Source organism: Roseateles sp. GW821-FHT09H10 (genome assembly GCF_059415865.1).
In genome coordinates this window covers 894,268-917,491 of record NZ_JBWKOB010000002.1, presented here as the reverse complement: position 1 = coordinate 917,491, position 23,224 = coordinate 894,268, and the positions used below count along the sequence as shown (strand labels likewise).

Below are 23,224 nucleotides of genomic sequence, written 5' to 3'. Positions count from 1 at the left end.
GCGCGGGAGCGAGCTTGCTTGGGGCGGCCCGGCGCGGCGCTCATGCCACGATCTCCCGCAGATGCTGGAGGCAGCCGTCCCAGTCGCTGGGCTCGTGCGTGGCCTGCTGCAGCAGGGCCTTGATCTGCGGCATGCGTTCGATGGCCTGGTCGGCCAGCGGGTCGCTGCCGGCCTGGTATTCGCCGACGCGCAGCAGGAACTCGACCTCCTTGTGCCGGGCCATCAGCGCGCGCACATGGGCGGCATCGCGCTGCTGCTCGGGGCTCGTGACGCGCGTGAAGACGCGGCTGGCGCTGGCCAGCACGTCGATGGCCGGGTAGTGCTGGGCCTGGGCCAGGGCGCGCGACAGCACGAAATGGCCGTCGAGGATGGAGCGCACCTCCTCGGCGACCGGATCGCTGCCCTCCTCGTCCTCGGCCAGCACCGTGTAGAAGCCGGTGATGGAGCCATGGGCGTCGTTGCCGGCGCGCTCGAACAGGCGCGGCAGCTCGGCAAACACCGACGGCGGATAGCCGCGCCGCACGGCCGGCTCGTTGGCGGCCAGGCCGATTTCGCGCAGGCCGCGCGCGAAGCGGGTCACCGAGTCCATCATCAGCACGACGCGCGCACCCTGGGCCCGGAAGCCCTCGGCGATGGCCGTGGCGGCATAGGCGGCGCGCACGCGCTCCAGGGCCGGCCGGTCCGAGGTGGAGACGACGACGACGGAGCGCGCCAGGCCCTCGGGGCCGAGGCTGTCCTCCAGGAACTCGCGCACCTCGCGGCCGCGTTCGCCGATCAGGCCGATGACATTGACCTCCGCCCGCGTGCTGCGCGCCAGCATGCCCAGCAGCGTCGACTTGCCGCCGCCGGCCATCGCGAAGATGCCGACGCGCTGGCCCTCGCCGACGGTCAGCAGGCTGTCGATGGCGCGCACGCCGCAGACGAGTGGCTCATGCACCGGGCGGCGCTGCAGGGGCGGCGGCGCGTCGCGGTAGAGGGGCACGCGGGGCAGGTGGTCCAGCGGTGGGCCGCCGTCCAGCGGCTGGCCGAAGGCGTCGATGACGCGGCCCAGCAGGCCGTTGCCGCTCGGCAGGTTGGCGGCTTCGTTCAGCACCTCGACGGCGGCGCCGACGGGCAGGCCCTGCAGCGAGCCCAGCGGCGCCAGCACCGCCTCATGGCCCTGGAAGCCGATGACCTCGGCCAGCAGGCCGGCGTCCTGGGGCCGCGACGCATCGAAGACGCGGCAGCTCTGGCCGACGCGGGCCTGCACGCCGGTGGCGCGCATCAGCGTGCCACCCGCCTGCACGATGCGGCCCAGCGTGGCCACCGTGCGGGCGCGCTGCAGGCTGCGGCGCAGCGTGTCGGTCTCGGCGTCCAGGCTCAGGGTCATGGCTTGAGCCCCCAGGTCCGGGCGAGGCGATCGACCTGCGTGGCCAGGCTGGCATCGGCGCTGCCGAACTCCGTCACCAGGCGGCAGTCGCCCTCGGCCAGCTCGGCATCGGCCACGATCTCGGCTTGCCCCAAGCCGGCCTTGTCCTCGGGGTCGACGGCCAGCAGGGCGGCGCGCAGCGCGGCCATGCGCTCGGGATGCACATGCAGCCGCCAGGTGCGGGCCGGCAGCAGCTCGCGCGCCGCCTGCGTGGCCAGGCGGGCCAGGCCTTCGTCCGCCGGTACGGCACCCAGCAGCTTCTGGAACACCTCCAGCGCCAGCCGCGCCACGTCGCGCTGCTGGCGCTGGCATTGCGTCTCATGCGCCTGGGTCAGCCGGGCCAGGCCCTGGGCCAGCTGCTCGCGCGACTGGTCCACGGCATCGGCCAGGCCTTGCCGCAGGCCCTCCTCACGCGCCCGGGCGCAGGCGGCGTCGACGCGCACCTGTTCCTGCTCGAACAGCGCGCGCAGATCGGCCAGCAGCTGGTCGGCCTCCTTCAGGGCCGGCACCTCGGAGGCGCGCAGCACGCGGCGGTCCGAGGCGATGCCCAGCTGTGCAGCGGGATCGCGATGCCAGAGCATGAAGCCGTTGGTCATGTCAGCCCCCTTCGGCCTGCGGCCTGTCCCCCCAAGGGGGAGCGAGCTTGTTTGGGACGGCCCGGCGCTGCGCTCATGCGGCCACCTTGTCCTGCAGGGCCAGGGTCTCGCGCAGCACGGCCAGGGCGGTGGCCTGCGGCATGACCCAGGCGGCGACGGGGCCGAGGCGGCGGCTGGCGGCATGGCGCAGCGAGCCATGCGGCAGGCCGGCCAGCAGCACGGCGGCGCCGGCCTCGGTGAAGCGCTGGCTCAGGGCCTCGGGCGTCGTGACCTCGGGCCAGTCGCTCAAGGACGCCGGCAGGCCCGCGGGCAGGCTGGGCCAGTCGGGGGCGCTGCGCAGGGCCCGCCACCAGGACACGCCCAGGGCGGCACGCGCCAGCTCGCGCATCGGCCCGGCAATCCACAGCCGCAGCGCCGGCGCGGCCAGCACGGAGCCGCAGCGCCGGGCCAGGGCCAGCAGTTCATCCCGCTCCAGGGCCAGCCAGGCCGGGGCGGCGTCGAGCTGGGTCCAGCTCAGCGAGCGGGCCTCGGCCGGCGCGTCCTCGAGCAGGCGCCGCGCCACATGGGCGCGCAGGGCGCGCTCAGCCATGGCCGCCTCCTTCCAGCGCGAGCTGGGCGGTGGCGCGGCGCCGGCGCCAGGCGAGCAGGCCCGCGGCGCCGAGGCTGGCTGAGCCCAGCGTGATGGCCAGTACCAGCGGCACGCTGGCCTGGGCCACCGGCGGTGGTGTGACGGCCGGCGTGGGTTCGGCCGCGAAGGCGACGACCGAGACGCTCTCGTAGGGCAGGCCCTCGACGCTGTTGACGACCAGGGCGCGCACCTTGGGCAGCACGGCCTCGACGTCGAAGCCCGGGCGGTGCTTGATCATGACCGAGGCCGACGAGGGCTGGACCTTGTCGGACAGCGGATGGCGCTCGGGCACGACCAGAGTCACGCGGGCCTGCAGCACGCCGTCGATGCTGGTCAGCGTGTGCGACAGCTCCTGCGACAGTGCATGCATGAGGCGGGCGCGCTCCTCGACGGGCGTGGACACGAAGCCCTCGCGCTTGAAGACCTTGCCCAGGCTGTCGTAGTCCTCGCGTGGCAGGCCCTGGGCCTTGAGGATCTGCACGGCGCGGGCGAAGTCGGCCTCGGCGGTCAGCACCTCGAAGCCGTCCTCCTTCGCATGCTTCTGTGCCGGCACGCCGGCCAGGCGCAGCGCCGAGACCATGTCGTTGGCCTGGCGCTCGTCGAGCTTGGCATAGAGGGTCTGTTCGCCGCAGGCGGCGAGCAAGGCGGCCAGGGCGAGAGGCATAAGGCGCTGGGTGACTCTCATGGGTTGTCCATTCAGCTTTCGTGGCTGCCGTGGTGCCTTCGCGGGCCGAGCGCCGGGCCGCTCCCAAGCCGGCCCGTCATGGCGATGTGCGCGCGGCTTGATGCCGCGTGCATCGCCGTCCCCTCGGGGGACCGACGGGGCGCGCCTGCGTTCAGCAGTGCGGGACCGGGCGAGGGGCTCGTCATGACTGTTGCCTGAAGAGCTGTTGCAGGCCGTCCGACGTCCGGTTGGCGATGTTGGACGTCAGCTGGCAATGGAACATGAACTCCTGGCAGCGCACCGTCAGGTTGACGAGTTCGCCCGGCGTCAGTTCCTGGCCCGAGGCGGCCGCCGTGCGGGCGTCGCGGCCCAGCGAGGCGGCCTCGGCGTTGATGTGCTCCAGCGGCTGGACGAGGCGCTGCATGGCCTGGGCGGGCGACTCGGTGGCGCCCAGGCGCTGCACCGCGCCGGCCATGGCGCGCTCGAAGCCCGCCACGTCGGCCGTCGGCGCGAGCGTGCCGAGGCTGGACAGCGAGGCGCCGGCGCCGAGCTGGATGTCCGCCACCGGGGCGGCACTGGCGAGGCCGGGTGTCACTGCTTGCGCGCCATGGTTTCGAGGGCGGAACCCACCGTCGACACGGCGGTGTGCGAGCTGCTGGCCAGGAAGCTCATCTTCAGCGACATGGCGGTCAGCTCGGTCACGGCGCTGGGCGTGTCGCCGCCGTTGTTCATCGCGTTGGAGGCGGTCTCGATGTCGCCGGCCTGCTTGTCCAGGGCCTTGCCCCAGGCGTCGGCCATGGCTTCGAACCAGGAACCACCGCTGCCATTGGTCTTGCCACCCGTGCTGCCGGTGACGGGGGCTGCGGCCAGGGTGTTGAGAAGGGTGTTGGACATGGGAGTCTCCTTGGTGGAGGGTTGGTGAAGAGGGTTCAGAGCGTCAGCCGCGTGCGCTCGCCGTCGCGTTCGACGATGACGGCGCGCTCGGCGATCTGCACGACGCGGTGTCCGCTGGGCAGCAGGGCGCCGCTGAAGTAGCGGCTGCCATCGGCGGTGATGAAGTAGGGGCTGTCGGCGTTGTCGACGACGGCGACCAGGCGCTTGGCCGGGTCGTCCGGCGCCGGGGCGGGCGCCGCCGCCGTGGCCACGGGTGGCCGGTTGTCCAGGCGCAGGGCTGGCAGCCGGGCGATGTCGCGCTTGGCCGCGGCGGCGGCGGCCTGCACCTTGGCGGCGTCGCGTTCCTGGGTGCGCATCACCAGCTCGCCCTCGGGCGACCAGCTGGCCTGGGCGGCGATGCCGTAGAGGCGGAAGACCTCGACGGCGCTGGCCAGCGGATCGGGCGCCGCCGTGGGTGCTGCCGCCTGGGCGGGCGGCACGACCTTGGCCACCACCTGGCCGGCTTCGCGCAGCGTGCCGCCGTTCCAGGCGACGGCCGCGCCGCCGATGACCATGACCAGGCCCAGGGCCGTCAGCACGCCTTCGAGCACGGGACGCGGCGTGGGCGCAGCCATCGTGGGGCGCGGGGCCGTGGCCACCTCGGGATCGTCATGCATCACGGGCTCGGGCCAGTAGTCCTGGTCGGCCGGGCCATAGGCCACCAGGGTGTCGCCCAGCTGCAGGGACTGGCCCGGTGCCCAGGCGTGCACGGTGGTGCCCGGCATCAGCGGCTGCTCCGCCAGCACCGCCACGCCCGCCACCAGCTGCAGGCCGACGCGGCCCGCGTCGAGGGGGACGATGCGCAGCTGGAAGTCCACATCGCTGGCCAGCAGGATGTCGGCGAACTGGGTGTCGGCCTGGTTGGCGGCATTCACGCCGCAGACCAGCAGGTCGTGCTGCGGGTCCAGCCGGGCGCGCGCGCCGGCCTGGCGGCCCGACAGCACGCGCAGCTCCAGCAGGACGGCGGGAAGATGGGACTTCATGGGGCGGCTCCTGCGCTGTCGCCGCCCGCCGAGCCGGCCGGAGCAGCGGGATTGGCGGGATTCACGAGAGGTTGGCGGGCCTTCTCCATCACGTCGGCGGCGGCCCGGCTGCTGGCCAGGCGCGGCGTGATGAGGAACATGCGTTCGATGCGCTGGCCGCCCTTGCGCTGGGTCTTGAAGAGATTGCCCAGCAGCGGGATGTCGCCCAGCACCGGCACCTTGTCGACGCCGGCCGTCGAGCTGTCGCGCACCATGCCGCCGATCAGCAGGCTCTCGCCCTCGGAGATCAGGGCCTGGGTGTTGATGCCCGAGCGCTCGACGATGGGCAGCTGGTCCACCGTCTGGCCGGTCAGGCCGCCGTCCTCGATCTGCACCAGCAGCTTGATGCGCGCCGCGCCGTCAGCGTCGTTGCCTTCCTTGAACACATGGGGCGTGACGCGCAGCCGCGTGCCGGCGGTGACGTTGAAGAGGTCGACGTCCTCGCGTCCGGCGACGCGCACGTAATAGGTCGAGCTGTTGTCGAACACCGCCTCGACGTTGGACAGCGTCACGACCTGCGGGCTGCTGACGACCTTGGCCGCGCCGTCGCTCTGCAGAGCGGTGATGCGAGCCACGAAGGGGAAGCGGTCGCCGATGACGGCGGAGATGACGCCGCCCTTGTTGACGGGCGTCGGGTCGACCTTGCCGTTGAGGCGGTTGTCGCTGGCCGTGCCGTTGCCGAACATCAGGCTGTTGAGGCCGTGGTTGTAGCGCCAGTTGATGCCGAGCTCGCGCATGCGGTCGGTGTTGATGTCGATGATGGTGGCCTCGATCTCCAGCGACTGGGGCTCGACGTCCAGCGACTTGATCAGCGCGGCATAGCGGTCCAGCCGCTCGGGCAGGTCGCGCACGATGATGGCGTTCAGGCGCGGGTCGGCCTCGATGCGCGGCGCGAAGTCGGGCGGTGCCGGCGGTTCCATAGCTTCAACGCCGGCCTGGCCGTAGCCGACCTGCGTGAGCGCGGCGACCAGGGTGTCGGTGCCGCGCGGCGCCGCTTCGTCGACCAGGCCCAGCGTGGTGGTGTTGCGCGCGGCGGCGCTGCCTCGCACGCGCTGGCTGCCCTGGGCGCGCGCGGGGTCGCTGGCGACCACGGCGCGGGCCTTGTTCGGCTGGCCCACCAGCGAGCGCAGGATGCTGGCCACGCCGGGCAGCGTTGTCTGCTGGCCGCCGAAGCTCATCGGCACGTCCTGGGCCCAGGCATAGCGCAGGTAGAAGATGCGGTAGTCGGGCAGGGGCTGCTGCTGCTGGGGCGCCCAGGCGCGCATGGCCGCGGCGGCCGTGCCGGGCCGCACCTGGCGCACCAGCTCGTCCACCTGCTGCACGAAGCGCTTGGCGCCTACGGCCAGCAGGGCGCCGTCGTCGCTGAACTTCAGCGTGTTGCGCGCATCGGGCAGCTGCAGGGCCTGGGCGGCGCGCTGCACCTGCGAGGCCACGGCGGGCGTCAGCAGATAGCTGCGCGTCTGCGTCTCGCCGGCCGGCGCGATGTAGAGCACGCCGCCGTCGTAATAGCTCAGCAGGTTGTAGGCGCGGCTCAGGTCGCGCAGCAGCTTCGGGGGCGTGCCCTCGAAGCGGCCGTTGACCTGGCCCTGCACGCCGCTGGTGACGACGGGGATGTCGCTGCCCGAGAACAGGCCCTGCAGGAACTGCTCGATGGGCTGGTCGCGGGCTTCCAGCTTCACGGCGCGCAGGCCTTCCGGCAGCGGTGCGGCCGAAAGAGGCAGAGCTTGGGCCAGCAGCAGCGTGGTGGCTGCCGCGATCTTGAGGTGGGAGGTCATGCGGCGAGCAGGGCGGCCTGCGGAGCAGGTGCGTCGATTCGTGGGGGAGGCAGGTGGTGCAGCGGCGTCAGCCGCAGCGTGGGCAGCAGTTCGTGGAAGGACAGCACCGGCGTGTCGAAGCACTCGTTCTCGATGAGCTTGCGCAGATGCCAGCGCAGGTCGACGGCGCAGACCAGGGCCTGCGGGCGCAGCGCCTCGACCTGGGCCTGCACCTCGGCGGCGAACTGGCGGGCCGCGTCGGGCGCGATGGCGAGCTGGGTCACGCCGCCGCTGACATGCAGGTTCTGGCGCAGCAGCGCCTCGAGCTCGGGCGACAGCAGCAGGGCCTGCAGTTCGCCGCTGGGGCAGATGCGGTGGTGGGTCTGGCGGCGCAGCGCGATGCGCGTCATCTCCGTCAGGGCCTGCACATCCTTCTCGCGCTGGCTGGCATCGGCCAGGGCTTCGAGGATGTCGCGCAGATTGCGGATGGAGACCTCCTCGGCGGCGAGGCGGCGCAGCACCTCGGTGACCTTCTGCACCGGCAGGGCGCGCAGCACTTCCTTCACCACGTCGGCCAGCTCGGCCTGGGCGCGGGTCAGCAGTTCGCTGGTCTCCTGGATGCCGATGAAGAGGCTGGCATTGCGGCGCAGGGCCTGGTGCACCTGCGCGGCGAGCGCCTGCGCATCAACGGCCTGATCGCCCTCGGCCAGCGGCACCTCGTGGGCCAGCAGGCGCCAGCCGTTGCGGCCCAGCCGGCCATGCAGGGCCACGCGCGGCAGCGGCAGGCCCTGGTCGAGCTGCAGCTCGTCCAGCATGGACTCGACGGCCCGCGTGACGGCCAGGCCGCCGTCGGCCAGCAGGGGCTGGGGCAGCTCCAGCAGCAGCGGCACCGAGGGCCGCACGCGCGGCTGGGCGGTCTTGAACGCCGCGGGCTCGGGCTTGCTGCGCCTGGCACCGAACTGCGGCATGTGCTGGGTCAGCCAGTCGCGGCCCTTGGGCAGCAGCAGCACGCCGGCCGCGCCGAAGACGAGGGCCAGCAGGCCGAACACCAGCGGCGGAAAGCCCGGCACCGTGGCCAGCAGCAGGCAGATGCCGGCGGCCATCAGGTGCACGCGCGGCTTGGCGCCGAGCTGCTTGCGGATGGCGTCGCCGAGGTGGCGGTCGTTCTCGTCGTCGTTGGTGCGCGTCACCAGCAGGCCGGCGGCCATCGCGCCGAGCAGGGCCGGGATCTGCGCCACCATGCCCTCGCCGATGGTCAGGATGGAGTAGCGGTGCACCGCGTCGCCCATGCTCAGGTCCTGCTGCAGCACGCCGATGGCCAGGCCGCCGAGCAGGTTGATGAGGATGATGACGATGCCGGCGATGGCGTCGCCCTTGACGAACTTCATCGCGCCGTCGAGGCTGCCGTGCAGCTTGCTTTCCAGCTCCAGCGTGCGGCGGCGGCGCTTGGCCTCGTCCTTGTCGATGAGGCCGGAGCGCAGGTCGGAATCGATGGAGAGCTGCTTGCCCGGCATCGCGTCCAGCGAGAAGCGCGCCGCCACCTCGGCCACGCGCTCGGCGCCCTTGGCGATGACGATGAACTGCACCACCGTGATGATGAGGAAGACCACCAGGCCCACCACCAGGTTGCCGCCCGCCACCATCTTGCCGAAGGTGGCGATGATGTGGCCGCCGTCGGCATGCAGCAGGATCATGCGCGTCGTCGCGATGGACAGGGCCAGGCGGAACAGCGTCGTCATCAGCAGCACGCTGGGGAAGACCGAGAACTCCAGCGGCCCGGTCACGTAGATGGCGATCAGAATCAGCACCAGGCCGGAGGCGATGTTGACGGCCACCAGCAGGTCGATCAGCCACAGCGGCAGCGGCAGCACCATCAGGGCCACGATGGCGACGATGCCGGCGACCAGGAAGAGGTCGCTGAAGCGGGCGATCAGGCCTTCGCGCGGCCGGTCGCTGGCGGCGAAGTAGCCGGAGAGGCCGTCGCGGGTGCTCATGCAATCACTCCAAAGCGGCGGCGCAGTTCGGCATAGACGGCCATCACATTGCGCACATAGGCCTGGGTCTCGGCGAAGGGCGGCACGCGCCGGCCATGCCGCTCGACGGCGCCCTCGCCGGCGTTGTAGGCCGCCAGCACCAGCGCCAAGTCGTTGCCGAAGCGGGCCTGCAGCTGCTTCAGATACCTGGCCGAGGCCTCGAGATTGGCCTGCGGCGTCAGCAGCTGGCGCTCCGCATCGGCCACGCCGAGACCGCGGCCCGTGGCGGGCATGACCTGCATCAGGCCACGCGCGCCGGCCGGCGAGATGGCCTGGGCCTGGTGGCGCGACTCGATATGGGCCAGGGCATGCAGCAGCAGCGGGTCGATGTCATGGCGCTGGGCCACCTCGGCCATCAGCGGCGCCAGCGCCCGGATGCGCGCCTGGCCGGCACCGTCGGCGCGCGATGGCGAGGCGGCGGGCGCGGTCCGCGGCAGCGGCGCCGGTTCCGGCCGTGGCGGCGCCAGGACGGGCGGGGTCTCGATCCGCACCGGCTCGGGCAGGTTCGCCGGCGCCTGGCGGCTCCTGACCAGCGTGGCCAGGCAGAGCTTCTCGGTGAGGGCGAAGCCGCTGGCACTGGCGGCCGGCGCGGCGTCCAGCAGGGTTTCGGCGCCCTGGGTCCGGCAGCCGGGCGCGGCCTGCGCGACCACCACGCCGGCGCCTAACGACGCCGTCGCAATGACCTGACATAGCCCTCGGATTGCGGACACGTTTTGTCTTCCCTGGTTTTCGGACCGGGCGGACTATGGGGGCAAGGCCTGGCGCCTTGTTGACCCTTGCAAGCAGACGTAACTGACTGACCCGTAGACATTGCTCCTTTGTATGGAGTTGGGTGCCCCCCACGTTTACGCGTGGAAACATCTGGTGCACCGCCGCAATCTGAGACCGGGCATCGTTCGGTCCCGCCCTGACAGTCCCCCTGTGGACAACAGGGTTAGGGGGCCCCCTAAAAGTAGGTCTGGCCTGAAAACAAGTTTTCACAAACCCCGTTTGCACCCCCTAGAAATAGGTGTTAGGGACCCATGGCCGACGACAGCGGCGACAAGACCGAACAACCCACGCAGAAGCGCCTGCAGGACGCCCGCAAGAAGGGCGACATCGCCAAGGGCAAGGAGCTGACCAGCACGGCGACGCTGCTGGTCTGGCTGGTCATGGGCGCCCTGTGCCTGCGCCTGGGTTGCGAGCGCGTCGCGGCCCTGTGCGAGGCGCTGTTCGCGCGCGTGTCAGCCGGCTGGCGTGCGGAGGGCTTCGGCCATGTGGCGGCCCTGCTGGGCTGGCAGAGCGTCGAGCTGGCCCTGCTGCTGGTGGCCCTGCTCGTCATCCCGGTGGCGGTGCTGGGCACGCTGGTGGAGTTCCTGCAGGCCGGCCCGGTGCTGGCCTTCGAGAAGGTCGCGCCCAAGCTGGAGCACCTCAACCCGGCGGACGGCCTCAAGCGCATGTTCTCGCTGGACAACCTGGTCGAGCTGATCAAGGGCATCCTGAAGACGGCCCTGCTGCTCGCCATTGGCTGGGCCGTCGCGCGCACGCTGCTGCCGGATGCGATGCGGCTGGCCCTGGATGTCGACAGGCCGGCCCAGCACCTCGGCGGCCTGGTCTGGGAGGGCACGGTCAAGGTGCTGGCCTGGACGGCGGGGGTGTTCTTCGGCGTGGCCTTCCTCGACACGGTGTGGACCAAGCACCGCTTCAGCAAGAAGCTGCGCATGAGCATGCGCGACATCAAGCAGGAGATGAAGGAGAGCGAGGGCGACCCGCTGCTCAAGCAGCAGCGCAAGCAGGCCCATGCCGAGTGGAGCCAGCGCAACCAGCAGGCCGCGGCGCGCGGTGCCAATGCCCTGGTGGTCAACCCGACGCACGTCGCCATCGCCATCGATTTCGAGCCCGGCCGCTGCCCGGTGCCCACCGTCAGCGCCAAGGGCGAGGACCATGTCGCCCGCGCCATGCGCGAGGCCGCCGAGGAAGCCGGCGTGCCCATCGTGCGCAATGTGCCGCTGGCCCGCGAGCTGCTGGCGCGCTGCGAGGAGGGCGAGGTCATCCCGCCCGACCTCTTCGACGTGCTGGCCGAGGTCATCGTCTGGGCCGAGGGCGTGCGCGAGCAGCTGAAGTGGGAGGCCGCCCGCGCCGACCCGCATCGCCGCGACGAGGTGCCCGCCGAGCCGCCGCGCGCGCGGCCGGCGCCCGGTGAAGACCTGACCCGACATCCTGACCTGGACCCCCGCGTGGTGTCCGCCTGACGCATGCAAGACCTGTTGCTCAACCTCGCCAGCACCGTCGTCGCCCTGGCCTTCGTGCTGCTGCTGGCCTGGGTGCTGATCCGCGGCTGGCACCGCCTGCAGAACCTCGGCGGCCGAGGCCCGGTGGCCGATGCCGACGCCCTGCGCTTCGTGCGCGCCCTGCCGGTCGGCGCGCGCGAGCGCGTCGTGCTGCTGGACCATGCCGGCGAGCGCTGGATGCTGGGCGTCACGGCGGGCGGCATCAGCGTGCTGGCGCGCTGGCCGCGCGACGGCCACCCGCCGGAGAACGCGCCATGACGGTCTTCGCCCACCGCTGCGAGCGGCTGCTGCTGCGCGAGTTCGTCGCCGCCGATGCGGCCGACATCCAGGGCCTGCATGCCGATGCGCGCGTGCGCGCCCTGCTGCCCGACGAGCAGCCCCTGCACGAGGCCGTCTGGGCCTGGGACTTCGCGCGCTGCCTGGAGAGCTTCTATCGGCTTCATCCCGGCCTGGGCATCTGGCGCTGCGACGTGCCGCTGCAAGGTGGCGCGGCGTTTGCCGGCTGGTTCAGCCTGATGCCGGTGCAGCCAGGTCCCGACACCGCGGCCTTCGGCATGCGGGCGGGCGACGCCGAGCTCGGCAGCCGCCTGAAGCCCGAGCACTGGGGCAGCGGCCTGAGCCTCAGCGGCGGCGAGGTGCTGCTGCGCCATGCCTTCGAGACGCTGGCCCTGCCGACCGTCTGGGGCATCTGCCACCCCGACAACCGCGGCGCCCGCGTCTGCCTGGAGGCCCTCGGCTTCACGCGCCGGGCCCGCGCGCTCTACGAGGGACAGCCCTCCGACTACCACGCCCTGGACGCGCCGACCTGGTCGGCCGTCCGGACCCTCGGCCGCCGTGAACGCCTGCGCCAGACGCGGCGCGCCACGCGGCCTTCAACCCCCGCCCCGCCATGACCCACACCGCAACTTCCAACTCCTGGCAAACCGCCCTCGGCCAGCGCCTGGCGCAAGCGCTGGAGCAGTCCCGGCTCGCGCACGCCCCGCTGGCCGATACGGACTCGGCGCGCGAGGCCGGCGCCACGCGCTGGCGCCTGCCCTCGCGTGTCGCCGAACCCGCCGCGGCGGGCGCGGCACTGCGCGAGATGCTGGGCAGCGCGGCGCAGTCCGGCCTGGTGACGCACTGCCTGCAGCACTACCGCAACCAGCTGGCTTCGGGGCGCGCCGAGGACGACCTGGGCGCGGCCCTGGCGGCCTATCTGGGCGCATGCCGCCAGGCCTTCGACCACGAGGCCCTGACGCCGCAGCGCTGGCAGGCCATCACGCAATGGGTCAAGGCCTGGGTCATCGACGAGCTGCCCTGGGACGACGTGCCGCTGGCGCAGCGCCAGGATGCCTTCGAGCGCTTCGCCGTGCTGACGGTGGCCCTGGGCGAATGGACGGTGCAGGCCAGCCGCCAGGGCAAGGCGCAGCAGGAATCGGCCACCTGGATGGCCCGCAACAGCCTGCGTGCGCAGCTGGGCCTGGACCTGGCGGCGCTGTGCGCCGTGCTGCGCAACCTGGATGCCTCGACTGCGGCCAACCCTAGCGTGGTTGGCGCCGAAATAGGAGCAGCCGCATATAGGCAGCCAGGGCCCGGCCCCGTTTAATCACATCCGTCAGCGCCGCAGAGTTTGGTCCCAAACCTTGTCGACAAGACACGCAGCGAAGCCGGTGTTTCTTCAGTCGCCACCGGATTCAGATGCTCCGAAATTCACACATCAACGCGGCAGGGTCTGCCGCGAAACCCAAACTTTTGGAGATCGACATGGGATCAGCAGTTAGCAGCGTTTTCGGCGGCGGTGGCTCGGGTGGCATCCTGGGCGCCATCGGTGGCATCGTCGGCGGCATCTTCGGCGGCCCGCTGGGCGCCATGATCGGCCAGGCCATCGGCGGCATGCTGCAGCAAGCCATCGGCAACGGCGCCAACAGCGCCGTCGACACCCTGGTCAAGGAACACGGCATGCCCAAGTTCCTGGGCGAGGAAGTCAAGGGCACCATCAGCAAGGCCATCGCCGGCCTGCTGCAGCAAAGCCAGCAAGGCGTCTCGCACGAAGCGCAGGGCGCAGCCCAGCAGAACTTCGGCGGCGCCATCAAGCAGTGGGAAAACGACTTCGCCAACCAGATCGTGCAAGGCGTGCTGGACCAGCTGCGCTCGCAAGGCGGCGGCAGCACCAAGGGCAGCAAGCCCAGCGGCGGCGGCTGGCTGCAGGCCATCGCCTCGGTGATGGGCCAAGCCCTGGGCAACAAGGCCAAGGAGATGGTCAATCTGTCGCAACAGATCAATGACGCCTCCGCCGCCAAGGCCAAGGCCAAGAACGGCTCCGAAGAGCAGGCCAAGCAGGCCGACGAGTTCAACAAGCTGATGACGCAATTCCAGGCCACGAGCCAGGAATACAACTACCTGAACAGCGTCTTCACGACGGCGCTGAAGGGTCTGGGCGAAGCGCTGGGCACGATGGCCCGCAAGCAGTAAGCCCATCGTCGCGACCACAACTCGCGGCTACGAAAGGAGGGGCGTTCGCCCCTCCCTTTTGCATTTCAACTTTCAGTTCCTGCCCAAGATGAAAAACCTCGGTCGCCTTGCCCTGACGGTTCTGGCCTGCATCGGCGCGCTCAGCGGATGCGGCGGTGGAGGTGGCGGCGGCGGCAGCGACACCACGCCGACGACGCCCCCCGTCACCCCCCAGCCCGAGCCGCCGAGCACGCTGGCGGGCAGCATCTGGCACTCCTTCAGCGACCTCGGCAATCCGGCGGGAACCTTTGTCATGAACCCCAACACCGGCGCCTCGACGTCGGTGCAGTCAGAGAAATGGGGTCGGCCCTGGCCCGATGGCAGCCGCTTCGTCAGCAATGCCTACGAGTCGCAGGGCTCCAGCGGCGAGAGCCGCCTGACGGTGCGCAAGACCGACGACAAGGCCGTGGTGTTCGACCAGGTCGTTGAGGGCTTCGTCACCGGCATCGCGCCGTCGCCGCAGTCGGGCAACCAGATGCTGGCCTACTGGGGCGAGACGACGACGGCGCCCCGCTCGGCGGTGGTGTGGGACTTCGGCACGAAGAAGGTGCTGTACGCGACGCCGCCCAGCCGCACGCCGGACGCTGTCGGCTGGATGCCGGACGGCAGCCTGCTGCGCGCCCAGCCGGCGGGCATCTTGACCAAGATCGTCGTGGGCGGCGCCGAGCAGCCGCTCGCCAGCGTCAGCTGGCCGGAGTCGCGCCTGCCGCAGGCGGTCTATGTCAGCCCCGACGGCAGCAAGGTGCTGGTGCAGCTCGCGGCGCTGCGCAGCACGGGCTCGGTCAGCGGCGTCGACCTGTGGATGATGGATGCCAACGGCGCCAACCTGAAGCGCTTCACGAACAATGGCCTCATCGCCGACGCCTACTGGTCCCCCGACAGCAAGTTCGTGGCCTTCACCAAGGACACCGGCGTGAGTTGCACCGAGACCACCTGCCAGGGCAGCTGCACGGTCTGGTATGCGGCAGCGTCGGCCACCGATGTGGTCGCCGTGGCGGCGTCGGGCGATGCCCGGCAGTTCCCCGTGAAGCGGCCCGATGGCTCGACGACCGATCTGAGCTGCCCCGTCCTGGCCTGGACGCGTTAGGGATTGGTGGCGCAGGGGCCTGCGGCTCCAATGCGGCCTCGATCACGGCAACAGGCGATTCTTGGAGTCGCCTGTTTCATTTGGAGAGCCCGACCCGATGCCGCAGAACTTCCGTCGCTTCGCCGCCGCGCTGGCCTGCATGGGCTTTGCCCTGGCGGCGCAGGCGGCGCTTCCGGGCACCATCTGGCATTCCTTCAGCGACCTCGGCAATCCGCAGGGCACGTTTGCGCTGAACCCCAATTCCGGAGCCGCCGTCCGGGTCGACGACGAGAAGTGGCGCTCGCCCTGGCCGGATGGCAGCCGCTTCCTGCAGCGCGAGCACACCTCGCAGGGCGGCGATGAAACCCGCCTGACCGTGCGCAGCACCCGCGACCGCAGCGTGCTGGTCGACCAGGTCGTCGATGGCTATCTGGCGGGCGACGTGCGGGCCTCGCCGGTGGCGTCCCACCAGATCCTGGCGTCCTGGGGGCCGAAGGTGTTTGCGCCGCGCGGCGCCATCGTCTACGACCTCAACACGCGCAAGCTGCTCTACGCGCTGCAGCCGAGCAAGACGCCGGATGTGCTGTCCTGGATGCCCGATGGCTCGCTGCTGCGCGTGCAGCCTTCGGGCGCGATCAGCCGGATCTCGCCGGGCCAAGGCGAACAGCCCGTCGCGACGCTGCGCTGGCCCGAGTCGCGCGTGCCCGAGGCGGTCCATGTGAGCCCCGACGGCAGCAAGGTGCTGCTGCAGCTCGCGGCGATGCGTGACACGGGCTCGGTCGCCGGCGTGGACCTGTGGATGATGAATGTCGACGGCTCCAAGCTGCGCCGCTTCACCCGGAACGACCTGATCTCCGCCGCGTTCTGGTCGCCGGACAGCCGCTACGTCGCGTTCACCAAGGACACCGGCGTGTCCTGCACCGCGGCCACCTGCCAGGGCAGCTGCACGGTCTGGTACGCGGAAGCCAGCGCCTCCAACGTGGTGGCCGTGGGCCCTTCCGGCGATGCCCGGCAGTTCCCGCTGAAGCGCCCCGACGGCTCGATGACGACGGTGGGCTGCCCGATGGCGGCCTGGACGCGCTGAGGAGGGCGGCGTCATGCGCCTGAGCGTCGCTGCCGCATGGACCTGCCTGTGCCTCCTCGGCGGCGCGCAGGCCGCAGACGCGCCCTCGGGGCGGCTGTGGCATTCCTCCGCCCGCGTCGGCTCCTACGACAGCGGCACCTATGTGTCGCCGCTGGACGGCGGCAACTCGGCCTTCGTGACCGACTACAAGTTCAGCGTCGTCGACCGCCAGGGCACCCGCCTGCTGCGCAGCGACTACGACGCCGGCACGGAGAAGACCGAGGTGCGCATCACCGGTCCCGACGGCAAGTCCCTGCTGGCCAGGTTTGTCGTCGATGGCCACCTGAGCGGCATCCAGCTGTCGCCCGGGGCGGGTGCCCTGCTGCTGGGCCGCTGGAGCGAGAACTACCTCGGCAAGCGCCACACCGTCCTCTACGACTATGGCGTCGGCAAGCTGCTGTTCGCGACCTCGGCCGCCGATGCCAACGACGGCTTCGCCTGGCTGCCGGATGGCCGGCTGTTGCGCGTGCGCGCCAACGGCGGCATCGGCACCCTGGGCCTGGACGGCCGCGAAACCGCTCTCGGCGCGGTGCAGTGGCCGCAGGGCTGGGAACTGGGCGCGGTGTTCGCCAGCCCCGACGGCCAGCACCTGGCACTGCGCCTGGACCGCCCGGCCGGCAAGGACCACGACCTCTGGCTGATGAAGCTCGACGGCCAGGGCCTGGCGCGCTTCACGGCCACGCTGATGTCGACCTATGCGGTGTGGTCTCCCGACGGCAGGCGCCTGGCCTTCAACAAGGACACCGGCGCGAGCTGCAGCGAGGCCGCCTGCCGCGGCAGCTGCAGGATCTGGCATGCGCCGGTCACATCGAGAAACATCGTGGCCGTCGACGCGTCGCACGATGCCTCGTCCTTCATCGTCAGGGACACGCGCGGCAGCGCCATGCCGCTGGGCTGCCAGCTGCTGGCGTGGACGCCGTGAGGCATCTCCCTGTCGATGCTTCGTTAGGGATTTGGAATCGCTGAGCCCCGCGCTCCAATCCGGCGCACGAACCACGCGGACAGGCCATTCCAGGAATCGCCTCTTCATCGGAACGCCTGAGATTGCCAGCCCACCTGAACTTCGCCCGCCTTGCCGCCGCTGTCCTCTGCCTGGCCGCCCTGGGCACGGGGCATGCCGATGGCGCACTGTCCGGCACGCTCTGGCATGGCTACAGCGACCTCGACAACCCGGAGGGCACGTTCGCCAGCGATCCCAACACCGGCCAGTCGCGCCGCATCGCGGCGGACAAGTCGGGCACGCCCTGGCCCGATGGCAGCCGCTACCTGACGCGCGACTACAGCTCGCAGGGCTCAGTCGGCGACGAGACCCGTCTGGTCGTGCGCCGCATCAGCGACCAGGCCGTGCTGATGGACCAGATCGTCGACGGCTATGTCGGCGATGGCGTGCGGCCTTCGCCGCGCGGCGGCAACCAGATCCTCGTCATGTGGGGCGAGACCATCTTCGAGCCGCGCGCTCCGGTCGTCTACGACCTGGAATCGCGCCGCCTGGTCTACGTCACGCGGCCAAGCAGGACGCCCGATGCGCTGGCCTGGATGCCCGACGGCTCCCTGCTGCGGGTGCAGCCATCCGGCCAGGTCAGCCGGGTGGTGCTGGGCGGGGCCGAGCAAGCCCTTGCGGTCCTGCGCTGGCCCGAGAACCGCATTCCCCAGGCCCTGCATGTCAGCCCCGACGGCAGCATGGCGCTGGTGCAGCTGGCAAGCCTGCGCGACACCGGTTCGGTCCAGGGCGTGGACCTGTGGATGATGAATGTCGACGGTTCCCAGCTGCGCCGCTTCACGAAGAACGAGCTGATCGCCCAGGCCTTCTGGTCGCCCGACAGCCGGCATGTGGCCTTCGTCAAGGACACCGGCGTGTCCTGTAGCGACGCCACCTGCCGGGGCAGCTGCACGCTGTGGGTCGCCGAGGCCAGCGCGTCCAACGTGGTGGCGGTGAAGGCCTCGGGCGACGCCCAGCGCTTCCCGCTCAGGCGGCCCAATGGCTCCATGACCACGGTGGGCTGCCCGGCCCTCAGCTGGACGCGCTGACGGCATGCCCCGGATGATCTCGAGACTCGCGCTGGCCGCTGTCGCCGCCGCACTGATCGGCAGCGGCGCTCACGCCGCGCCGGGTTCACCTGCCGCCGACCCCGTCGCCGTCGGCCAGCTTGTCGAGGCCGTCAGCCTGGACGTGATGTCGGAGGCGACGCTGGGCGCCTGCGAGGACATGGGCGCGACGTCGGCCGCACCCATGCGCGAAGCCTGGGTGGCCTGGCGCGAGCGCCACCAGATCGCGCCGCTGCGCATGGTGGTGGCGCGCATGCAGCAGCGCACGAGCAGCATCCCGTCGTTCGAGCGACTGACCGAGCCCATGCGCCAGCGGGTGCTGGACGACCCAGCGCCCGAGCAGGCCTGCGCCGCCCTGATCCGCGATTGGCAGGGACCCGGCATGGATGTGAGCACGCTGTATCCGCAGGCCCGCGGCGTGGCACTGGCGCTGCTGAAGGACAAGCTGGTGTCGCCGCCCACGATGCCGGCCACGCTGCCGGAGGCCGCGCGCGGGCAGCTGCTGCTGCCCAGCCAGATCCCGGCGCTGTCGGCGCAGCGCGGCCGCTGGCTGGTGATCTCCGAGGAAGCCGCGCAGCGCCGCCTGGGTGCGATCCACGTCAAGGGCCGCGTGGCGCGCGAGCTCAGCCGCCCGCTGAACTTCTTCCTGGTGCAGGACCAGGGCGACCGGCAGGCCGAGCAGCGCATCTACCTGAAGTTCGATGCCGAAGCCTGGATGGGCCGCGAGGTCGTGCTGCGCGGCGTGGCCACCTCCCTGAATGGCGACTCGCTGGACCTGGCCGACGCTGCCTTCGTCGCCAACCCCGCGGGCCTGGTGCCGTCGCCGCTGCCGCAGGCGCCGCTGGCGCGCAAGCCCGTGATCCTGAAGCGCGTGACCAGCGCGCCAGGCCGCGGCCTGGCGGACAAGGACCTGGCCGCCATCGTTATCCACGGCGAGGCCAACTACAACAACGGCACACGCTGGGAGGAAGACGTGCGCTTCCTGCTGCGCGATGGCAGCGCCTACCGCCGCACCGAGATGCCGCCCGACCAGCTCAACGTCACGGCATCGCGACAGCTGGAGCCGCAGCAATGGGGCCGCTGGCGCGCCAGCGGCAGCAGCTATCAGATGCAGGGCCAGGGCGACGATGGCCGCCCCGATGGCGACTGGAAGGCCGAGAAGCACCGCGCCGTGAAGCCCTGGCCCAAGGACACGCGGCTGCAGGGCAGCTACAGCCAGGGCAGCTTCAGCGGCAGCCTGGTCTTGGGCGGCACCTCGTCCAGGCGCGGCATCAGCTTCACGCGCGATGGCCGCTTCGAGCGCAGCTACAGCTCGCTGTCCAGCACGGGCACCCTGGCCGCCACGCTGAACAACACCGTCATCGCCGGCTCGTCGCATGGCGATGGCAAGGGCAGCAGCAGCACCGGCGGCGGCAACGTGGGCACGGCCTTCGGCAACGTGGGCGCCGTCAGTTCGCGCAAGCAGGACGACGGCGCCAGCCGCCGCGGCCGCTACCAGCTCAGCGGCTTCGTGCTGACGCTGGACTACGACGACGGACGCCAGGAGCGCCTGCTGAGCTTCCCGGTCCATGACGACAGCAAGACCGTCTACGTCGGCAGCGCCAGCTACAGCCTCGACAAGTAATCTTTTTTCATCTTCACGGAGTTCCCATGTCCCGACCGCTCAACCTCTCCTTCCGTCTTGTCGTGACGGCACTGTGCTGCGCGGCCGGCCTGGCGAGCGCCCAGGTCGCACCCTCGGTCAGCCTGGCCGAGCAGATGCGCGGCATGCTGGCCAAGCCGGCGGCGGCCGGCGGTGCGGCGGCGCCCGCCGCGCCGGTGTTCAGCCCCGCGCCGGCGGTCACCTCGGCCAGCGCTTTGGCCGCGCTGAACTCGCCCATCCTCGTCAATGGCCCGTCTCAGGTGCGCCAGTCCGCGACCGAGCTCGCGCAACGCTTCCCGGCCGCGCATCGCGGCGCGATGACCAAGGCCTACGAGGAGGCCTTCATCTTCTGGCAGAAGCTCGAGACCCAGCTCGGCCTGACGCCCAACGACGTCGCCGCTGGCGTCGCCGCCTTCATCGCCGGCAACTACACGGCCTTCATGCAACAGCCCGTGCCGGACGAGGACTTCAAGTCCCTGGTGCTGCAGATGCAGGGCATGCTGAAGCAGAACGCCGGCTTCACGCAGAGCCCCCCGGCCGCCAAGCGCGCGATGTTCGAGCAACTGGCCATGGTGGGCACCTTCATGGTGGTCTACCGCGAGCACCTGAACCAGAAGCCCAACCCCAACGAGGAAGCCAACTTCCGCAACGCCGCCAAGGCCAATCTGGAGGCCGCGCTCGGCCTGGGCGTGGAACGCATCCAGATCGGCAAGCAGGGGCTGGTGGCGCGCTAGAGGTAGACGCCGTTGGCCGACTTCTCCTGCCGCCAAAGCGCATCGGCGAGCCAGCGCTCGCGGCGTGCGCCGTGCACTGCGCCTTCTGCCTGCATGCGGCGGGCCCAGTCCTGCAGCTCGCGGCTGGCTTCGTCGGCATCGCCGCCGGCCAGGCGCTGCGTGTAGAACCAGAAGTCCGCATCACTGAAGACCTCGGGCACGGGGCTGCGCAGCAGCCGCTTGGCGTGGGTCCAGGGGGTCGCAAAAAAAGGCTGCTCGGGATCGAACAGCTTCTCGTCATAGGCCGGAGGGACGTCGCAGTTCGGCTCGCCGCGCGCATCGCACAGATGCGCGGCGAAGAAGATCTCGCCGCCCTCGCGGCAGTCGCGCGCCCAGGCTGCGCGCCACCAGCGGCGGGCGGGTTGCCAGGGCCACAGGTGGCGGGGCCAGATCGGCGCGCCGCCGAGCCGGGCGGGCGCCAGCAGCGCCCGCCGCTGCGCCTCGGGGCAGCCGGGCCAGACCCGCTCCAGGGCGGCCTGCAGCTCAAGCGGCAGGGCTTGCAGGTCGAGTTCGGGCAGGGCCGGCACCTGATGCCTGCCTAGAGGAAGGTGCCGGTGGCGGACATCTCCAGGCGGTAGACCGCGTCGACGAGCCACTGCGAGCGCCGCGCGCCGTGCAGGGCGTTGTCGCTCTGCATGCCGCGGGCCCAGGCCAGGGTCTCGTCACGGGCGGCATCGACGTCGCCGCCGAAGAGCTGCTGGGTGATGGCCCAGAAGGCCGCATCGCTGAACACCGCCGGCACGGGGCTGCGCAGCAGCACGCGCGCCTGGGTCCAGCGCGTCTCGAAGAAGGGCTGCTCGGGGTCGAACAGCCGCGCCTCCTTGGCGCCGAGCACGTCGCTGACGCGCGCGCCGAGGAAGGCGGCGGCGCTCTCCCGCTCACGGCGGGCGAGGCCGGGCCGCCACCAGCGGCTGGTGGGCTGCCAGGCCCACAGGCCGTCGGGCCAGATGGCGCTCCAGCCGTGGCGGCTGCGCGGGCCCAGCAGCGCGCGGCGCTGGGCCTCGGGGCAGCCGGGCCAGGCCTGCTCCAGGGCGGCTTGCAGCTCCGGCGGCAGGGCTTGCAGGTCGAGGTCGGGCATGGGCCCCGACCTTACCAGGGCGTGATGGCGTCCCAGGCCTTGGAGGCGCTGCTGCTGACCGACTCGAGGCCGGAAGCGAGGGCGTCCTTGGCGGCGCTGGTGAAGCCGGTGGCCTTGTCGAGGGCGCCGATGGCGTAGTGCACGCCGACGCCGACGCCGAAGCCGACCACGGCACCGACAGCCGTGCCGGCCACCGGCACGACCGAGCCGACGGCGCCGCCGACCCAGGCACCGGCCGCGCCGGCCGCCAGGGCCGTGCCGGTGTCCACCACGGTGTTGGCCACGGCGCGTGAGCCGTTGATCTCGCCGGCGCGATAGGCCTGCACATTGCTGTAGCCGCTGACGCCGGCCTGCACCAGGGCGCCGACCGCGCCGCCGGCCTTCACCAGGCCGATGCGCGGTGCCAGCAGGTCGACGGCCTTGGCGGCCCCGCCACCAACGACGGCGTTGGTGGCCGTCGCCGTGGCGACCTGGCCGGCCGAGACCTGCTCGCCGCGCGCCGCGCGCACGCCCGCGTCGATGAGGGTCGCCGCGGCGCCGCCGGCCGCGCCGTAGCGGGTCGATGCGGCGCGTGGGTAGCCTTCCTGAGCGCCGGTCAGGCCCTGGCGCAGCTGGCCGGTGCGCGTGGTCGCGGCGGCCTCGGGCCCTTGGCTGACGGCGCCCAGCGGCCGGCCCGGCGCGTCGGCCGTGGCCAGCCTGGCCGGCGTGCCCGGCTGCATGGCCGGCCGCACGCCCGCCGCCTTGTTGAGTGCGCCGTCCACATAGGGGCGGGCATCAGCCGGCATGGGCTTGATGACGCCGGCCGCGCTCTGGGTCGGCGACGCGTTGCCGGCGGCGTCGTAGCGCGTGATGCGCTGCGGCGTGATCTGGCCCGGCTGGGCATTGCGCGGCACGATGTCGATCTGTTCGCCCCCCGTCGCGGAGGGCGCGCGCAGCGCGGCGGCGCCGGCGTCCGAGGCGCCCTTGGACGCCTGCTGCGGCAGGCTGTAGGGATGCTCGCCCGTCAGCTGGTGCAGCAGGCTGGGCGACTTGCCGCCCTTGGCTTCGGTGAAGGCCTCGGTCGGCAGGCCGACCTGGCGCGCACCTGCGGCGAGATCGCTCACGCCGCCGCGGCCATTCGCATCCGGCGCCGCCTTCAGGTCCACCTCCAGCACGGTCTTGCTGGCCAGCGGGTGGCTGCCGCCCGAGGCATAGGCGGCGTTCTCATGCAGCATGCTCGCCGCATCGGGCGAGGTGTAGAGCATGCCCTGGCCGCCGGCGTTGTAGCGGCCCGGCGAGCCGAAGTTGTGGTCCAGCATGCCGGCCTCGAAGCGCGTCGGCACGGCGCGGTACAGCGTGCCGTCGAAGCCCTGCTGCGGCGCCACGCGGCCGGCCTCGTAGGCGCGGGACTGCAGCGCCTGCACCAGGCCTTCGCGGCCACCGGCGGCCGAGATGCCGGCGACGGCCGGCGACAGCTCGGTGTCGCGCGGCGCCGGCAGCCTGACGGGCTGTCCGAGCGGCAGGGACTGGGCCTGAGCCAGGCCGGGGTTGGCCTCGCGCAGCGTGGTCTCGTCGACGCCATGGCGCTGCGCGACGTCGCTGAGGCGATCGCCGCGCTGGGCGTAGACGGTGGTGTCGGTGGCTGGCGCGGGAGCGGGAGCCGCGGCGGGGCGCCGCGAGGCGGCATCGAGGGCTGGAAGCACGGGCTGTCCTCAGAGG

24 protein-coding genes are annotated in these 23,224 nt (G+C 71.7%); 11 read left to right on the top strand and 13 right to left on the bottom strand.

What is annotated here, in order from left to right:
• Window positions 1-40: 40 nt before the first annotated feature.
• From AC07OY_RS12195 to AC07OY_RS12150, 10 genes are all read right to left on the bottom strand, one after another.
• Window positions 41-1,369, bottom strand: coding sequence for a FliI/YscN family ATPase (locus AC07OY_RS12195; RefSeq protein WP_495042843.1), 1,329 nt, complete (start codon window positions 1,367-1,369; stop codon window positions 41-43).
• Window positions 1,366-2,004, bottom strand: coding sequence for a FliH/SctL family protein (locus tag AC07OY_RS12190; protein WP_495042842.1), 639 nt, complete (start codon window positions 2,002-2,004; stop codon window positions 1,366-1,368). Before AC07OY_RS12190 ends, AC07OY_RS12195 begins: the two co-directional genes overlap by 4 nt.
• Window positions 2,005-2,077: 73 nt before the next feature.
• Window positions 2,078-2,593 (bottom strand): hypothetical protein, encoded by a 516-nt coding sequence (locus AC07OY_RS12185; RefSeq protein ID WP_495042841.1) that lies wholly within the window; start codon window positions 2,591-2,593, stop codon window positions 2,078-2,080.
• Window positions 2,586-3,317, bottom strand: a complete 732-nt coding sequence (sctJ, locus tag AC07OY_RS12180) for a type III secretion system inner membrane ring lipoprotein SctJ (RefSeq protein WP_495042840.1) — start codon at window positions 3,315-3,317, stop codon at window positions 2,586-2,588. The genes AC07OY_RS12185 and sctJ overlap by 8 nt, the downstream gene beginning before the upstream one ends.
• Before the next feature lie 181 nt (window positions 3,318-3,498).
• Window positions 3,499-3,891: a hypothetical protein gene (locus AC07OY_RS12175; RefSeq protein ID WP_495042839.1), complete on the bottom strand. Its 393-nt coding sequence runs from the start codon at window positions 3,889-3,891 to the stop codon at window positions 3,499-3,501.
• Complete coding sequence (locus AC07OY_RS12170; RefSeq protein WP_495042838.1) at window positions 3,888-4,190, bottom strand: hypothetical protein; 303 nt, start codon at window positions 4,188-4,190, stop codon at window positions 3,888-3,890. Before AC07OY_RS12170 ends, AC07OY_RS12175 begins: the two co-directional genes overlap by 4 nt.
• 35 nt (window positions 4,191-4,225) lie before the next feature.
• Window positions 4,226-5,212: a SctD/MshK family protein gene (locus AC07OY_RS12165; RefSeq protein WP_495042837.1), complete on the bottom strand. Its 987-nt coding sequence runs from the start codon at window positions 5,210-5,212 to the stop codon at window positions 4,226-4,228.
• The gene (sctC, locus tag AC07OY_RS12160) at window positions 5,209-7,026 is read right to left on the bottom strand and encodes a type III secretion system outer membrane ring subunit SctC (protein ID WP_495042836.1); all 1,818 of its coding nucleotides are present in this window, start codon (window positions 7,024-7,026) and stop codon (window positions 5,209-5,211) included. The genes AC07OY_RS12165 and sctC overlap by 4 nt, the downstream gene beginning before the upstream one ends.
• On the bottom strand, window positions 7,023-8,999 hold the full coding sequence (locus AC07OY_RS12155; RefSeq protein ID WP_495042835.1) for an FHIPEP family type III secretion protein: 1,977 nt from the start codon (window positions 8,997-8,999) through the stop codon (window positions 7,023-7,025). Before AC07OY_RS12155 ends, sctC begins: the two co-directional genes overlap by 4 nt.
• Window positions 8,996-9,748, bottom strand: coding sequence for a lytic transglycosylase domain-containing protein (locus tag AC07OY_RS12150; RefSeq protein WP_495042834.1), 753 nt, complete (start codon window positions 9,746-9,748; stop codon window positions 8,996-8,998). The genes AC07OY_RS12155 and AC07OY_RS12150 overlap by 4 nt, the downstream gene beginning before the upstream one ends.
• Before the next feature lie 312 nt (window positions 9,749-10,060).
• Here AC07OY_RS12150 and AC07OY_RS12145 point away from each other — a divergent pair, with 312 nt between their 5' ends.
• From AC07OY_RS12145 to AC07OY_RS12095, 11 genes are all read left to right on the top strand, one after another.
• Window positions 10,061-11,269, top strand: a complete 1,209-nt coding sequence (locus AC07OY_RS12145; protein WP_495042833.1) for an EscU/YscU/HrcU family type III secretion system export apparatus switch protein — start codon at window positions 10,061-10,063, stop codon at window positions 11,267-11,269.
• 3 nt (window positions 11,270-11,272) lie between these two features.
• On the top strand, window positions 11,273-11,566 hold the full coding sequence (locus AC07OY_RS12140; protein WP_495042832.1) for a FliO/MopB family protein: 294 nt from the start codon (window positions 11,273-11,275) through the stop codon (window positions 11,564-11,566).
• Window positions 11,563-12,201, top strand: a complete 639-nt coding sequence (locus AC07OY_RS12135; RefSeq protein WP_495042831.1) for a GNAT family N-acetyltransferase — start codon at window positions 11,563-11,565, stop codon at window positions 12,199-12,201. The genes AC07OY_RS12140 and AC07OY_RS12135 overlap by 4 nt, the downstream gene beginning before the upstream one ends.
• Entirely contained in the window at window positions 12,198-12,893 is a 696-nt protein-coding gene (locus AC07OY_RS12130) for a DUF6683 family protein (RefSeq protein ID WP_495042830.1), read from the top strand. The genes AC07OY_RS12135 and AC07OY_RS12130 overlap by 4 nt, the downstream gene beginning before the upstream one ends.
• 158 nt (window positions 12,894-13,051) lie before the next feature.
• Window positions 13,052-13,759, top strand: a complete 708-nt coding sequence (locus AC07OY_RS12125; protein WP_495042829.1) for a hypothetical protein — start codon at window positions 13,052-13,054, stop codon at window positions 13,757-13,759.
• Window positions 13,760-13,847: 88 nt separating this feature from the next.
• Complete coding sequence (locus AC07OY_RS12120; protein WP_495042828.1) at window positions 13,848-14,885, top strand: TolB family protein; 1,038 nt, start codon at window positions 13,848-13,850, stop codon at window positions 14,883-14,885.
• A gap of 97 nt (window positions 14,886-14,982) precedes the next feature.
• Window positions 14,983-15,948, top strand: coding sequence for a TolB family protein (locus AC07OY_RS12115; protein ID WP_495042827.1), 966 nt, complete (start codon window positions 14,983-14,985; stop codon window positions 15,946-15,948).
• A 13-nt stretch (window positions 15,949-15,961) separates the two neighbouring features.
• The gene (locus tag AC07OY_RS12110) at window positions 15,962-16,909 is read left to right on the top strand and encodes a TolB family protein (protein ID WP_495042826.1); all 948 of its coding nucleotides are present in this window, start codon (window positions 15,962-15,964) and stop codon (window positions 16,907-16,909) included.
• A 122-nt stretch (window positions 16,910-17,031) separates the two neighbouring features.
• Window positions 17,032-18,015 (top strand): TolB family protein, encoded by a 984-nt coding sequence (locus tag AC07OY_RS12105; RefSeq protein ID WP_495042825.1) that lies wholly within the window; start codon window positions 17,032-17,034, stop codon window positions 18,013-18,015.
• Window positions 18,016-18,019: 4 nt separating this feature from the next.
• Window positions 18,020-19,657, top strand: a complete 1,638-nt coding sequence (locus AC07OY_RS12100; protein WP_495042824.1) for a hypothetical protein — start codon at window positions 18,020-18,022, stop codon at window positions 19,655-19,657.
• 26 nt (window positions 19,658-19,683) lie between these two features.
• On the top strand, window positions 19,684-20,409 hold the full coding sequence (locus AC07OY_RS12095; RefSeq protein ID WP_495042823.1) for a DUF6683 family protein: 726 nt from the start codon (window positions 19,684-19,686) through the stop codon (window positions 20,407-20,409).
• On the opposite strand, the gene AC07OY_RS12090 is transcribed toward AC07OY_RS12095, so the two are convergent.
• Genes AC07OY_RS12090 through AC07OY_RS12080 form a run of 3 tightly spaced genes read right to left on the bottom strand, consistent with a single transcriptional unit; the run spans window position 20,406 to window position 23,208 of the window.
• Window positions 20,406-20,975, bottom strand: a complete 570-nt coding sequence (locus AC07OY_RS12090) for a hypothetical protein (protein ID WP_495042822.1) — start codon at window positions 20,973-20,975, stop codon at window positions 20,406-20,408. The genes AC07OY_RS12095 and AC07OY_RS12090 overlap by 4 nt on opposite strands.
• An 11-nt stretch (window positions 20,976-20,986) precedes the next feature.
• Window positions 20,987-21,526, bottom strand: a complete 540-nt coding sequence (locus tag AC07OY_RS12085) for a hypothetical protein (protein ID WP_495042821.1) — start codon at window positions 21,524-21,526, stop codon at window positions 20,987-20,989.
• A gap of 11 nt (window positions 21,527-21,537) precedes the next feature.
• Window positions 21,538-23,208, bottom strand: a complete 1,671-nt coding sequence (locus AC07OY_RS12080) for a LysM peptidoglycan-binding domain-containing protein (protein WP_495042820.1) — start codon at window positions 23,206-23,208, stop codon at window positions 21,538-21,540.
• Window positions 23,209-23,224 lie beyond the last annotated feature (16 nt).

Bases quoted from the DNA above. Each gene is read 5' to 3' on its own strand.
- AC07OY_RS12115 (WP_495042827.1), top strand. From the start codon at position 14,983: ATGCCGCAGAACTTCCGTCGCTTCGCCGCCGCGCTGGCCTGCATGGGC.
- AC07OY_RS12120 (WP_495042828.1), top strand. From the start codon at position 13,848: ATGAAAAACCTCGGTCGCCTTGCCCTGACGGTTCTGGCCTGCATCGGC.
- AC07OY_RS12100 (WP_495042824.1), top strand. From the start codon at position 18,020: ATGCCCCGGATGATCTCGAGACTCGCGCTGGCCGCTGTCGCCGCCGCA.
- AC07OY_RS12125 (WP_495042829.1), top strand. From the start codon at position 13,052: ATGGGATCAGCAGTTAGCAGCGTTTTCGGCGGCGGTGGCTCGGGTGGC.
- AC07OY_RS12095 (WP_495042823.1), top strand. From the start codon at position 19,684: ATGTCCCGACCGCTCAACCTCTCCTTCCGTCTTGTCGTGACGGCACTG.
- AC07OY_RS12110 (WP_495042826.1), top strand. From the start codon at position 15,962: ATGCGCCTGAGCGTCGCTGCCGCATGGACCTGCCTGTGCCTCCTCGGC.
- AC07OY_RS12130 (WP_495042830.1), top strand. From the start codon at position 12,198: ATGACCCACACCGCAACTTCCAACTCCTGGCAAACCGCCCTCGGCCAG.
- AC07OY_RS12145 (WP_495042833.1), top strand. From the start codon at position 10,061: ATGGCCGACGACAGCGGCGACAAGACCGAACAACCCACGCAGAAGCGC.
- AC07OY_RS12170 (WP_495042838.1), bottom strand. From the start codon at position 4,190: ATGTCCAACACCCTTCTCAACACCCTGGCCGCAGCCCCCGTCACCGGC.
- AC07OY_RS12140 (WP_495042832.1), top strand. From the start codon at position 11,273: ATGCAAGACCTGTTGCTCAACCTCGCCAGCACCGTCGTCGCCCTGGCC.
- AC07OY_RS12135 (WP_495042831.1), top strand. From the start codon at position 11,563: ATGACGGTCTTCGCCCACCGCTGCGAGCGGCTGCTGCTGCGCGAGTTC.
- AC07OY_RS12190 (WP_495042842.1), bottom strand. From the start codon at position 2,004: ATGACCAACGGCTTCATGCTCTGGCATCGCGATCCCGCTGCACAGCTG.
- AC07OY_RS12185 (WP_495042841.1), bottom strand. From the start codon at position 2,593: ATGGCTGAGCGCGCCCTGCGCGCCCATGTGGCGCGGCGCCTGCTCGAG.
- AC07OY_RS12165 (WP_495042837.1), bottom strand. From the start codon at position 5,212: ATGAAGTCCCATCTTCCCGCCGTCCTGCTGGAGCTGCGCGTGCTGTCG.
- sctJ (WP_495042840.1), bottom strand. From the start codon at position 3,317: ATGAGAGTCACCCAGCGCCTTATGCCTCTCGCCCTGGCCGCCTTGCTC.
- AC07OY_RS12195 (WP_495042843.1), bottom strand. From the start codon at position 1,369: ATGACCCTGAGCCTGGACGCCGAGACCGACACGCTGCGCCGCAGCCTG.
- sctC (WP_495042836.1), bottom strand. From the start codon at position 7,026: ATGACCTCCCACCTCAAGATCGCGGCAGCCACCACGCTGCTGCTGGCC.
- AC07OY_RS12085 (WP_495042821.1), bottom strand. From the start codon at position 21,526: ATGCCCGACCTCGACCTGCAAGCCCTGCCGCCGGAGCTGCAAGCCGCC.
- AC07OY_RS12155 (WP_495042835.1), bottom strand. From the start codon at position 8,999: ATGAGCACCCGCGACGGCCTCTCCGGCTACTTCGCCGCCAGCGACCGG.